Source organism: Mesobacillus thioparans (assembly GCF_965138835.1).
In the GTDB taxonomy this organism is placed as follows: domain Bacteria; phylum Bacillota; class Bacilli; order Bacillales; family Cytobacillaceae; genus Mesobacillus; species Mesobacillus thioparans.
Genome location: NZ_CBCSFH010000022.1, coordinates 45558 through 57601 on the forward strand (window position 1 = coordinate 45558; position 12044 = coordinate 57601).

The 12044-nt window shown below is 46.8% G+C and carries 13 protein-coding genes and 1 rRNA gene; all 14 read left to right on the plus strand.

What is annotated here, in order from left to right:
- Positions 1 to 97: 97 nt before the first annotated feature.
- Entirely contained in the window at positions 98 to 874 is a 777-nt protein-coding gene (locus ACNAZ4_RS22700) for a type III pantothenate kinase (protein WP_415818368.1), read from the plus strand.
- 54 nt (positions 875 to 928) lie between these two features.
- Positions 929 to 1807 carry an Hsp33 family molecular chaperone HslO gene (hslO, locus tag ACNAZ4_RS22705; protein ID WP_415818370.1) on the plus strand — a complete coding sequence of 293 codons (879 nt, stop codon included), beginning with the start codon at positions 929 to 931 and terminating at the stop codon, positions 1805 to 1807.
- Between the two features lie 21 nt (positions 1808 to 1828).
- Complete coding sequence (locus tag ACNAZ4_RS22710) at positions 1829 to 2713, plus strand: peptidyl-prolyl cis-trans isomerase (RefSeq protein ID WP_415818372.1); 885 nt, start codon at positions 1829 to 1831, stop codon at positions 2711 to 2713.
- A gap of 221 nt (positions 2714 to 2934) precedes the next feature.
- Positions 2935 to 3861 (plus strand): cysteine synthase A, encoded by a 927-nt coding sequence (gene cysK, locus ACNAZ4_RS22715; RefSeq protein WP_415818374.1) that lies wholly within the window; start codon positions 2935 to 2937, stop codon positions 3859 to 3861.
- A gap of 129 nt (positions 3862 to 3990) precedes the next feature.
- Positions 3991 to 5427 (plus strand): anthranilate synthase component I family protein, encoded by a 1437-nt coding sequence (locus ACNAZ4_RS22720; protein ID WP_415818400.1) that lies wholly within the window; start codon positions 3991 to 3993, stop codon positions 5425 to 5427.
- Positions 5424 to 6014 carry an aminodeoxychorismate/anthranilate synthase component II gene (gene pabA / locus ACNAZ4_RS22725; protein ID WP_415818376.1) on the plus strand — a complete coding sequence of 197 codons (591 nt, stop codon included), beginning with the start codon at positions 5424 to 5426 and terminating at the stop codon, positions 6012 to 6014. The genes ACNAZ4_RS22720 and pabA overlap by 4 nt, the downstream gene beginning before the upstream one ends.
- The gene (gene pabC, locus ACNAZ4_RS22730; RefSeq protein WP_415818378.1) at positions 6014 to 6889 is read left to right on the plus strand and encodes an aminodeoxychorismate lyase; all 876 of its coding nucleotides are present in this window, start codon (positions 6014 to 6016) and stop codon (positions 6887 to 6889) included. The genes pabA and pabC overlap by 1 nt, the downstream gene beginning before the upstream one ends.
- Positions 6886 to 7719, plus strand: a complete 834-nt coding sequence (gene folP / locus ACNAZ4_RS22735; RefSeq protein WP_415818380.1) for a dihydropteroate synthase — start codon at positions 6886 to 6888, stop codon at positions 7717 to 7719. The genes pabC and folP overlap by 4 nt, the downstream gene beginning before the upstream one ends.
- The gene (gene folB, locus ACNAZ4_RS22740; protein WP_415818382.1) at positions 7712 to 8071 is read left to right on the plus strand and encodes a dihydroneopterin aldolase; all 360 of its coding nucleotides are present in this window, start codon (positions 7712 to 7714) and stop codon (positions 8069 to 8071) included. Before folP ends, folB begins: the two co-directional genes overlap by 8 nt.
- 2 nt (positions 8072 to 8073) lie before the next feature.
- Positions 8074 to 8601 carry a 2-amino-4-hydroxy-6-hydroxymethyldihydropteridine diphosphokinase gene (gene folK / locus ACNAZ4_RS22745; RefSeq protein WP_415818384.1) on the plus strand — a complete coding sequence of 176 codons (528 nt, stop codon included), beginning with the start codon at positions 8074 to 8076 and terminating at the stop codon, positions 8599 to 8601.
- A complete protein-coding gene (locus ACNAZ4_RS22750) occupies positions 8553 to 8756 on the plus strand; it encodes a helix-turn-helix domain-containing protein (protein ID WP_415818386.1) in 204 nt (67 codons plus the stop codon). The genes folK and ACNAZ4_RS22750 overlap by 49 nt, the downstream gene beginning before the upstream one ends.
- 86 nt (positions 8757 to 8842) lie before the next feature.
- A complete protein-coding gene (gene dusB / locus ACNAZ4_RS22755) occupies positions 8843 to 9844 on the plus strand; it encodes a tRNA dihydrouridine synthase DusB (protein ID WP_415818388.1) in 1002 nt (333 codons plus the stop codon).
- Positions 9845 to 10055: 211 nt separating this feature from the next.
- Complete coding sequence (gene lysS, locus ACNAZ4_RS22760; RefSeq protein ID WP_415818390.1) at positions 10056 to 11543, plus strand: lysine--tRNA ligase; 1488 nt, start codon at positions 10056 to 10058, stop codon at positions 11541 to 11543.
- Positions 11544 to 11975: 432 nt separating this feature from the next.
- Positions 11976 to 12044 (plus strand): 16S ribosomal RNA (locus ACNAZ4_RS22765); the annotation flags it as partial.

Consider the following 12044-nt stretch of genomic DNA (forward strand, 5'->3'; position numbering starts at 1 on the left):
ATCAGATTCGGGCGACTTTCCTTAGTGAATTCCTGACGATTATGGTATGATATTTGCAGAATTGATTCAGAAAACTACTAATAAGTTGGTGAATAGCTTGATTTTTGTTTTTGACGTCGGGAATACAAATATCGTGTTGGGTGTTTATGAGCAGGAAGAGTTGAAACACCACTGGAGAATTGAAACGAACCGCCATAGAACAGAAGATGAATTCGGGATGATCGTCAAAAATCTTTTTGACCATGTCAATCTCTCTTTTTCTGATATAGATGGGATCATCATATCGTCCGTCGTACCGCCAATCATGTTCTCACTCGAGAGAATGTGCCAGAAGTACTTCCGCCTTAAACCTTTAGTCGTAGGGCCAGGCATCAAGACAGGCCTTGACATAAAATACGAAAATCCAAGGGAAGTCGGTGCAGACCGGATCGTCAATGCGGTTGCGGCCATCCATGAATATGGCAGCCCGCTGATCATCGTCGATTTCGGCACGGCGACAACTTATTGCTACATCAATGAACATAATCAGTATATGGGCGGAGCGATCGCCCCGGGGATTGGCATCTCTACCGAAGCCCTTTATTCGCGTGCTGCTAAGCTTCCGCGGATTGAAATCAGCCGCCCGGATGACGTGATTGGCAAGAACACCGTGTCGGCGATGCAGGCAGGAATCCTGTATGGATATGTTGGACAGGTAGAGGGAATAGTTAAACGGATGAAAGATAAGAGTGCAGCCCCGACAAAGGTGATTGCCACAGGTGGACTGGCGAATTTAATCGCACAGGAATCCAATGTCATCGACGTCGTCGAGCCGTTTTTGACCTTGAAAGGACTGCAGCTTATCTATAAGCGCAATATGGATAAAAACAATTAAGCTTCCTTGATTTGAAGGACGCATGAAACTTACAGCATGAAGGGAGTAGAAAAAATGAGCGATTATTTAGTGAAGGCACTTGCTTTTGATGGACAGGTCAGGGCATACGCAGCAAAAACGACTGAAACTGTTGGAGAGGCCCAGCGCCGCCATTACACATGGCCTGTGGCATCTGCTGCCCTTGGCCGCACGATGACTGCTGGTGTGATGATGGGTGCGATGATGAAAGGCGAAGATAAATTGACGGTTAAAGTCGAAGGCGGCGGTCCGCTTGGACTGATCCTTGTTGACAGCAATGCCAAAGGAGAGGTCAGGGGCTATGTGTCGAATCCTCATGTTCACTTCGACCTGAATGAGCACGGCAAGCTGGATGTAAGACAAGGTGTCGGTACAGACGGAACGCTTACTGTTGTAAAAGACCTTGGCTTGCGTGACTATTTTACAGGACAGGTGCCAATTGTCTCAGGTGAACTTGGTGAAGATTTCACTTATTATTTCGCGACATCCGAGCAGGTCAATTCTTCCGTGGGTGTCGGTGTGCTCGTCAATCCGGACAATTCGATCAAAGCGGCTGGAGGATTCATCATCCAATTGATGCCGGGAACGACGGAAGAGACCATATCGGCGATCGAACAAAGACTGCAGTCGATTCCGCCTGTGTCTAAAATGATTGAAAAAGGGCTGTCTCCTGAAGAGTTGCTTGAAGAGCTTCTTGGAAAGGACAATGTCAAATTCCTTGAGACGATGCCGGTTTCATTTGTATGCAATTGCTCAAAAGACAGATTCAGCACTGCGTTGATCAGTCTTGGAGCGGAAGAAATCCGTGATATGATCGAGACAGAGGGACAGGCTGAAGCGCATTGCCATTTCTGCAATGAAAAATACTTGTTCACAAAAGAAGAACTTGAAGAGATGGAGAAAGAAGCAAAATAAGCGAGTGCTGGGGGAAGAGAAGTGGATAAAAAGCAGCTTTGGTACATTATTGCCGGGTTAGCCATATTGAATGCGATAACACTTGTGATGCTGCTGGCCAAGCCTGCTATCCTTGAAGGGAAAAAGGAAACCGTAGCGGAAATTGGCAAGGAGTCGATCACCCGCCAGCAATGGCTCACTGAGCTGGAAGAACGATACGGACAAGAGACGCTCAGGGACCTGATCGACCAGGAAGTAGTCAGGCAGATGGCTGAGGAATATGGAATCAAATTATCCGACAAGGCCGTCGAACGGGAACTGACTATTTATAAAGCGATGTATTCATCACCAGGAAATGAACCTAAAAGCGAAGAAAAATGGAAGCAACAAATCAAATACAGTTTGCTGCTCGAAGAATTACTGACGAAGGATGTCCAAGTTTCAGATGAGGATATGAAAGCCTTCTATGAACAGAACAAAAATCTCTTTGATGTCCCGGCTTCCTACCATCTTTCACAAATCATTGTCGAAACGAAACAAGAAGCAGAATCAGCGGCGAAGGAACTGAAGGATGGTTCCAGTTTTGCCGCCCTGGCAATGGAGCGTTCAATCGATGAGTTTTCTGCAAATGAAGGCGGGGACATCGGCTTTGTAACCGAAGAAGACGAACTCATTTCCCCGGAAGTGATTTCAGCGGCAAAATCGCTGAAACCTGAAGAATGGACAGGGCCTGTAAAAGTAGAAAATGGCTACGCAATTGTCTATCTTCACGAAAAGCTTGCAGGCAAGAAATATAGCTTCAAAGAGGTCAAGAACCAAATCCGCAGACAGATTGCCCTCGAACAGATGGATATCCCTGTATCTGCCCGTGCATTCTGGAATGATGCCAAAGTCAGCTGGTTCTATGGCGAGGCCAGCAAGAAATAATGATGGGAAGCACCGGTATCAGCAGCCGGTGCTTTTTTCAATCGTCCATTTTTTAGAGAGCGTTTTTCTTGTTTACCAGAAGTGAAAATAGGATAGTTTAAAAGGGATGGGCAGAAGTCTGATTTACGGAAAATGTCGAAGTGTTCTGATTGACTTTGAAATGAACTACTGGTAAATTTTAATAAAACCAATTAAAATACTCGGATTAAGAGGTGGATTATATGGTACGTATCGCGAACTCAATTACTGAGCTGATTGGCCAAACACCAATTGTGAAACTGAACAGACTGGTCGATGACCAAAGTGCGGATGTATATCTGAAGCTTGAATACATGAACCCGGGAAGCAGTGTAAAGGACCGGATCGCCCTGGCGATGATAGAAGATGCTGCAGCGAAGGGTGTCCTCAAACAGGGGGATACAATCATCGAACCGACAAGCGGCAATACCGGGATCGGTCTTGCGATGGTGGCGGCTGCCAAGGGCTATAAGGCGATCCTTGTCATGCCAGAAACGATGAGCATGGAGCGACGCAATCTGCTTCGCGCGTATGGAGCAGACCTCGTGCTGACTCCTGGTCCAGAAGGGATGGGCGGAGCGATCCGCAAGGCAGAGGAGCTGGCCAGGGAGAATGGCTATTTCATGCCTCAGCAGTTCGAAAATGAAGCCAACCCTACAATCCATGAAAGAACAACTGGCCCTGAAATCGTCGAGCAGATGGGTGACCAGCTTGATGCGTTCATAGCGGGCATCGGTACGGGCGGGACCATCACCGGTGCAGGTAAGGTCCTTCGTGAAAAGTACAAGGATATCAAAATTGTTGCCGTCGAACCGACTGACTCTCCAGTTTTATCAGGTGGAAAGCCTGGACCGCACAAAATCCAGGGGATTGGCGCCGGATTCGTGCCGGGCGTGCTTGACACCGATGTGTATGATGAAGTCATCAAGGTGGAGAATGAACAGGCATTCGATTATGCCCGCCGTGCGGCCAAAGAAGAAGGGATCCTTGGCGGAATCTCTTCTGGTGCAGCAATCTATGCAGCACTTGAAATTGCAAAGAAACTGGGCCAAGGCAAGAAAGTCCTTGCCATCATCCCGAGCAACGGTGAACGCTACCTGAGCACACCGCTTTATCAATTTGAAAACTAACATGTAACAGGAGGCAGGCTGACAAAGCTTGCCTCTTTTTGCTGTGTTTGAGAATATTGCAAAAAAACTGCTCCTTTTTCTGCAAAATCCATCATTTTAAAAATGAAAGCGTGCGTTTCATCATGTATGATGGATAAAGAGAAAAAATTAGGGGTGAAGAGTTTGCCGCATTACAGCATTCAAACACAAAGTATTCCTTATACAGCTTCACGTTTTTTTCATCAATACGACCATATTGCCCAACAATATAAAGAGCATGTCATCCTCGAAAGCGGAAGAGGCGGACGTTACAGCATCGCTGCCTTCCGTCCGGAAATCATTTTTTCAGGAAAAGACCATAAATTGACGATCAGTCAGAACGGAACGACAACAACACTCGAGGGGAATCCACTTGAGTTAATGAAGCGGGAAATGGAAGCATTCCAGATCCCGGAAGTGGACGGCCTGCCGGATTTCCAGGGCGGGGCCATTGGCTATATCAGCTATGATTATGCCCGCTATATCGAAAGGCTTCCGCATATGGCAAACGATGATTCCGGCATACCAGAGGTTTATTTCCAGGTGTTCCTGGAGTGGTTCGTGTTTGACCATCATACAGAAACCTTATGGATCATGGTCCTGAGCGAACCAGGCCAGGATGAGCAATCAAAAGAAAAGCTGACAGATTGGCAAAAACGCTGGGAGACTGAGGTACCTGTGGCGCATGCTGAAAAGGTGAGCAAGCCTGGCTCAGAAGAGCTGTATGTCTCGATGGATGAGATTGCCTTCATCGACGCAGTGGAACGTGTCCAGCAATACATTTCGCAGGGCGATGTGTTCCAGGTCAATCTGTCGGTCAGGCAATCAAAGCCAATTCAAACAGAAGCAATCGAAGTGTACCGCCAGCTGCGCAAGCTGAATCCATCTCCGTATATGGGCTATTTGCATACGCCTGATTTCCAGCTCGTCAGCGGCTCACCCGAACTTTTGGCAAAAGTAAAGGGTTCGGAAGTCAGCACCAGGCCGATTGCCGGAACTCGTTCGCGGGGCAGGACAGATCAGGAAGATCTGCAGCTTGCCAGTGAATTGATCAATAACGAAAAAGAACGGGCAGAACATGTCATGCTTGTCGATCTTGAACGGAATGACCTTGGAAGAGTGTGCAAATACGGAACAGTCGAGGTCAATGAATTCATGGTCATCGAAAAATACTCTCATGTGATGCATATCGTTTCGAATGTCAGGGGTGAGCTTGCTGAAGGTGAAACCTGGTTGAATGTGGTCAATGCGACCTTCCCGGGCGGAACGATTACCGGTGCTCCGAAGGTCAGGACGATGGAAATCATTGAAGAGCTTGAGCCGGTGAGAAGGGGATCTTATACCGGTTCGCTAGGCTGGATCGGGTTTAACGGCAATATGGAACTGAACATCATCATCCGCACAATGCTTGTCAAGGATGGGATGGCTCATGTCCAGGCAGGTGCAGGTGTTGTCATCGACTCCATTCCTGCAAATGAATACAAGGAATCCTTGAAGAAAGCCATCGCGCTTTGGAAGGCAAAAGAGCTTGCGGAGGGAAACGCATGATTTTGATGATCGATAATTATGATTCTTTCACATATAATCTCGTCCAATATCTTGGCGAGATGGGCGAGGAACTGAAGGTTATCCGGAATGACCAGACATCTATCCAGGGAATCGCAGAGCTGGACCCGAAGTTTTTAATGATTTCCCCGGGGCCGTGCAGTCCGAATGAGGCCGGCATCAGTTTGGAGGCTATCAAGAATTTCGCCGGCAAAACGCCAATCTTTGGTGTCTGCCTCGGCCATCAGTCCATTGCCCAGGTATTTGGCGGTGACGTTGTCCGCGCGGAGCGGCTCATGCACGGTAAAACCTCGATGGTCTACCACGACGGCAAGACGATTTTTGAAGGCGTGGAAAACCCATTCCCTGCAGCACGCTACCATTCTCTTATCGTCAAAAAAGAGCCCCTTCCAGACTGCCTTGAGGTATCAGCCTGGACGGAGGAAGGCGAAATCATGGCCATTCGCCATAAGACCCTGCCTGTCGAAGGCGTCCAGTTCCATCCGGAATCGATTTTGACAACTCCGGGTAAGCAGCTGCTGCGGAATTTCATTGCGCATTACAATTTAACGAAGGAAGTAAGTCTTTAATGAAAATCTATATGAATGGCCGGTTCGTGGACAAGGATGAGGCAGCAATTTCCCCTTTTGATCATGGATTTTTGTATGGTCTTGGTGTCTTCGAAACCTTCCGGATCTACAATGACCACCCATTTTTGCTGGATGACCACCTGGAGCGGCTGAATGCCAGTCTGCGGATTCTGGATATCGGAGTTGAATTCCAACGAAAGGAAGTCCTCAAGATCCTAAATGGACTTTTAGCTGAAAACTCTCTCAGGGACGCTTATATCCGCTTCAATGTCTCGGCAGGCAATGGCGAAATCGGCTTGCAGACGGAAAGCTATAAAGAGCCGAATGTGATTGTTTTTGCCAAACCTTTGCCCCAGGCAAGCGGTATGAATGAGAAACAGACCGTGCTGCTTGAGTTGAGGCGCAACACTCCAGAAGGCAGTGTCCGGTTGAAATCGCATCACTATCTCAATAATGTATTGGCCAAGCGTGAGGCGGGCCCTGCAATGGATACAGAAGGCATTTTTTTGAATGACGAAGGATTCCTGGCTGAAGGGATTGTTTCGAATCTGTTTTGGTACAGGGAAGGGATCTTGTTCACTCCGGCGGTCGAGACCGGTATTTTGGATGGAGTGACGCGCAGGTTCGTCATCGAGATGGCCCGTACAGCAGGCATTGAGGTACGTGAAGGCTTTTACAAAAAGGAGGAAGCGGAAGCAGCCGGCGAAATGTTCCTGACGAACTCGATCCAGGAAATCGTCCCGGTCACTTCTTTTTCGGGTAAAAGTTTTCCTGGGAAATCTGGCGAGATGGTCAGAAGTCTATTCGGGCGATATGAAGCACAGCGGGAATCGCTATGGAGCAGAATACAATTGGATGGAGGACTCGCAAAATGAAAACTGTGATAAAAGCTGGTCCATATATATTGGATTACAGCACCCAAACATTGATAATGGCGATCTTGAATGTAACGCCAGATTCGTTTTCGGATGGCGGCAAGTACAACCAGCTTGAAAATTCTGTGGTGCGCGCAAAGCAAATGATGGAAGACGGAGCGCATATTCTCGATATCGGCGGTGAATCGACCAGGCCTGGTTACGAACGGATTTCGGCTGAAGAGGAGATCAGCAGGGTGGTGCCTGCAATCGAGGCGATCACGAAGGAACTTCAGGTCCCGATCTCCATCGATACCTATAAATCAAAGGTCGCCAAAAGTGCGGTCGATTCCGGTGCTGTGATCATCAATGATATCTGGGGAGCGAAGGAAGACCCCGAAATTGCCGATGTCGCAGCTGAAACTGGCGTGCCAATCATCCTGATGCATAATCGAAATGATCGAAACTATACTCATTTCATTCGTGACGTTCTGAATGATCTATATGAGAGCATCACGATTGCCAAGAAAGCAGGGGTAAGTGACGAGCAAATCATCCTGGACCCGGGTATTGGCTTCGCAAAAGACCTGGCAGAAAATCTCGAGATGATGCGTCACCTTGATACTCTTGTATCACTGGGTTATCCAGTTCTGCTGGGCACCTCCAAGAAATCAATGATTGGCGGCGTGCTCAACCTTCCTGTTTCTGAACGGACGGAAGGAACAGGAGCGTCAGTATGCTATGGAATCCAGAAGGGCTGCCAGATCGTCCGGATCCATGATGTGAAAGAAATGTCGAGAATGGCTAAGATGATGGACGCGATGCTGGGAAAGGGTGAGTTCAATGGATAAAATACATGTAAATAAGATGGAATTCTACGGCTACCACGGAGTTTTTCCGGAAGAAACCAGGCTTGGCCAGCGTTTTGCTGTGGATCTTACAGTAGAATTGGATCTTTCGAAAGCAGGAAAAACCGATGAACTTGAGCATTCCATCAATTATGCGGATTTGTATCAAGTCTGCAAGGATATAGTAGAGGGCAAACCATATAAGCTTGTGGAAACCATTGCAGAGAAAATCGCCTCGACAATTCTAGAGCGCTTTTCGCTTGTCGAGGCTTGCCATGTAAAAGTCATCAAGCCGGACCCGCCAATACCGGGACATTACAAATCCGTCGCAGTCGAAATCACAAGGAGTAGATGACAGTGGAAAACAAAGCATATATCGCGCTAGGGTCCAATATGGGTGACCGGTTTGGCTATTTGACTCAGGCCATCATCTTCCTTGAGGGCGATGAGAACATTTCAGTGGTAAATACTTCTTCCATCTATGAAACGGACCCGGTAGGCTATACTGACCAGGATCAATTTTTAAATATGGCAATCGAGGTAGAGACAAGTCTGTCGGCGGTGGAACTCCTTGATACTTGCCTGGACATCGAATTGAAACTTGGAAGAAAACGGGAAATAAAATGGGGTCCCAGAACTTTAGACCTTGACATCCTGCTGTATAATCACGAAAATATTGAAACAGAGAAGCTTACGATTCCGCATCCTCGGATGAGCGAACGCGCATTTGTAATGCTTCCATTGCTCGAAATGGATCCAGATATCACGCTCCCGACAACTGGAGAGCCGCTGGCAAATGATTTACTAAGTATATCGGATAGAGAAGGAGTACGAATATGGAAGCAGAAAAATGGGGAAGACGTATTCGCGCTTATCGAAAGCTGAAGGGTTTCACCCAGGAAGGCTTCGCAAAAGAGCTTGGCATCTCTGTTTCTGTCCTTGGAGAAATCGAACGGGGAAACAGGATGCCTGATGAGAAATTGATTTCCAGAATCGCAGATTTTCTGGATGTCGGATTGGATGAGTTAACCCCGCAGTAAGTTGGGTTGAAGAAATCCTTTGCCATCGGGATTGTCAGTTCCCATTTCGTAAGGGGATCGACAGGACGAAAAGAAGGAGGAAGAACATGCTTAAGATTGGCGATATTGAGATGAAGAACCAGGTCGTGCTTGCTCCAATGGCTGGCGTCTGCAACTCTGCGTTCCGTCTGACGGTAAAAGAATTCGGCGCAGGGCTAGTATGTGCGGAAATGGTCAGCGACAAAGGAATTGTTCTTCAAAACGACAGGACACTCGATATGTTATATATAGATGAACGTGAAAAGCCGCTCAGCCTGCAGATTTTCGGCGGCGAAAAAGAAACACTTGTCCAGGCAGCCAAATACGTAGATAAAAATACAAATGCCGATATCATTGATATCAATATGGGCTGCCCTGTACCGAAGATTACGAAATGTGACGCAGGTGCGAAATGGCTGCTTGACCCAAATAAAATCTATGAAATGGTATCCGCTGTGGTGGATGCCGTTGAAAAGCCGGTAACAGTAAAAATGCGCATGGGCTGGGATGACGAACATATCTTCGCCATCGAGAATGCCCAGGCTGTGGAACGAGCTGGCGGGAAAGCAATAGCCCTGCACGGCCGTACACGGGTCCAAATGTATGAAGGACAAGCGAACTGGGACATCATCCGTGACGTCAAGCAGGCAGTCACCATTCCTGTGATCGGCAATGGAGACGTTCAGACACCTCAGGACGCAAAAAGGATGCTTGATGAGACAGGAGCGGACGGAGTGATGATTGGACGTGCTGCCCTCGGGAACCCGTGGATGATTTACCGCACGGTTAACTACCTGGAAACAGGCGAATTAATGGGCGAACCGACTGCGCGCGAGAAAATCGATGTCAGCATCCTTCATCTCGACCGCCTGATCGCCCTGAAAAATGAACACATAGCTGTCCGAGAAATGCGCAAACATGCCGCATGGTACATGAAAGGCATCCGCGGCAACGCTAGAATCCGCAATGGAATCAATGAATGCACCAAAAGAGACCAATATGTCAGCTTAGTGACAAACTTCGCCGATGAAGTGGAAGCGGAAGAACAAAATGCACACCAGGTTGGATAAAAATTGACATTAACCGTCACTTTTCCTATAATACCTTTATCCTTAAATGTAACTGCCAGTGGTCAAACTGGCAGTTTTTTATCTATTTGGCGAATAAAAAGAGATTTTTAATGTCTGAATACGATAGTTTGTGTAAAATAATAAAAGTATCCATCAAACATACTTCAGGATTACATAAGAAATTTATTTTATATATTGGAGTGAAAGCGACATGAGTCATGAAGAATTGAATGACCAGCTCAGAGTCAGAAGGGACAAGATGAATTCATTGCGTGAAAAAGGCATGGATCCATTCGGAAAACGTTTTGAACGTACTCATCTGACAGAAGAACTAATCAGTGAATATGGTGAACTAGAGAAGGAAGAAATCGAAGCGAAGAATGTTTCGGTGAAGATAGCTGGACGGATCATGACAAAGCGCGGTAAAGGAAAAGCAGGCTTCGCGCATATCCAGGACCTTGCCGGCCAGATCCAGATTTATGTACGCCAGGATGCAATCGGTGAAGAACAATACGGAATATTTGATTCTGCTGACCTCGGTGACATTATCGGTGTAGAAGGAACGCTATTCAAAACAAAGGTTGGCGAGCTTTCGATCAAAGCCCAAGAATTCGTTTTCTTAACCAAGGCACTGCGCCCGCTTCCGGAAAAGTTCCACGGACTGAAGGATGTCGAGCAGCGCTATCGTCAGCGTTACCTTGACCTGATTACAAGCAATGACAGCAAGACGACTTTCATCAACCGCAGCCGCATCATCCAATCCATGCGCCGCTATCTTGATGAACAAGGCTATCTAGAAGTGGAAACGCCATTAATGCACTCAATTGCCGGCGGAGCTTCAGCACGTCCGTTCATCACGCATCATAACGCACTTGATATGCAGCTATATATGCGAATCGCGATCGAGCTACACTTAAAGCGCCTGATTGTCGGCGGCCTTGAAAAAGTATATGAGATCGGCCGTGTATTCCGTAATGAGGGTGTATCGACAAGACACAATCCGGAATTCACCATGCTTGAGCTTTATGAAGCATATGCTGACTGGAGAGACATCATGTCCCTCACTGAGAACATGGTTGCGTACATCGCCCAGGATGTTCTTGGAACAACGACAATCCAGTATGGCGAGTATGAAATCGACCTGAAGCCAGAGTGGAAGAGAGTTCACATGGTAGATGCGATCAAGGAACATACAGGAGTAGACTTCTGGCCGCAAATGAGTACAGAAGATGCACGTGCACTGGCGAAAGAACACGGAGTGGAAATCACTGAGCATATGCAGTATGGCCACATCGTCAATGAATTCTTCGAGCAAAAAGTAGAAGAACTCCTGATCCAGCCTACATTCGTATATGGCCATCCGGTTGACATTTCTCCTTTGGCGAAAAAGAATGACGATGATTCACGTTTCACTGACCGCTTTGAATTGTTCATCGTTGCAAGGGAACATGCGAACGCGTTCACTGAGCTCAATGACCCAATCGATCAAAGAGAACGTTTTGAAGCACAGTTGAAAGAAAAAGAACAAGGGAACGACGAAGCGCATGAAATGGACGATGACTTCATCGAGGCGCTCGAATACGGAATGCCTCCAACAGGCGGACTTGGAATCGGGATCGACCGACTGGTTATGCTCCTGACTAATTCACCATCCATCAGGGACGTTCTATTATTCCCGTTGATGCGTCACCGATCATAGATAGAAGAAAAGGCAAAACGGCTGAGGTCGTTTTGCCTTTTTTTGCTCTGTTGGCGAGTAATTTAATCTTTACTATTACAACAGCCGATTTTCTAAGTTTCCTATTAACATTTGGACACAGAAATATGAATTATCTTTCTTTTAATTACATGAATAAAAATAGTAAAAAGATATTGCTATTGCAAAACAAAGGTGCTATATTTATATCTGTTGCTGCGAGCTACTTAGCTAGCAACAAAGAAAACGAAAAAACTTATTGACATCAGGTTGTTAAACTGATAATATATAAGAGTTGCTTCTGACGGAGCAGCAAAATGAAATTGTTCTTTGAAAACTAAACAAACAAGCGTCAACAAACAATATTATCATGCTTCTATTTATATAGAAGACATGAGCCAACGTTTTAACTTTTATGAGCTAACTCATAACTCTTTTTTGGAGAGTTTGATCCTGGCTCAGGACGAACGCTGGCGGCGTGCCTAATACATGCAAGTCGAGCGG

Bases quoted from the DNA above. Each gene is read 5' to 3' on its own strand.
- hslO (WP_415818370.1), top strand. From the start codon at position 929: ATGAGCGATTATTTAGTGAAGGCACTTGCTTTTGATGGACAGGTCAGG.
- cysK (WP_415818374.1), top strand. From the start codon at position 2,935: ATGGTACGTATCGCGAACTCAATTACTGAGCTGATTGGCCAAACACCA.
- ACNAZ4_RS22720 (WP_415818400.1), top strand. From the start codon at position 3,991: ATGGATAAAGAGAAAAAATTAGGGGTGAAGAGTTTGCCGCATTACAGC.
- pabA (WP_415818376.1), top strand. From the start codon at position 5,424: ATGATTTTGATGATCGATAATTATGATTCTTTCACATATAATCTCGTC.
- pabC (WP_415818378.1), top strand. From the start codon at position 6,014: ATGAAAATCTATATGAATGGCCGGTTCGTGGACAAGGATGAGGCAGCA.
- folP (WP_415818380.1), top strand. From the start codon at position 6,886: ATGAAAACTGTGATAAAAGCTGGTCCATATATATTGGATTACAGCACC.
- folB (WP_415818382.1), top strand. From the start codon at position 7,712: ATGGATAAAATACATGTAAATAAGATGGAATTCTACGGCTACCACGGA.
- ACNAZ4_RS22750 (WP_415818386.1), top strand. From the start codon at position 8,553: ATGGAAGCAGAAAAATGGGGAAGACGTATTCGCGCTTATCGAAAGCTG.
- dusB (WP_415818388.1), top strand. From the start codon at position 8,843: ATGCTTAAGATTGGCGATATTGAGATGAAGAACCAGGTCGTGCTTGCT.
- lysS (WP_415818390.1), top strand. From the start codon at position 10,056: ATGAGTCATGAAGAATTGAATGACCAGCTCAGAGTCAGAAGGGACAAG.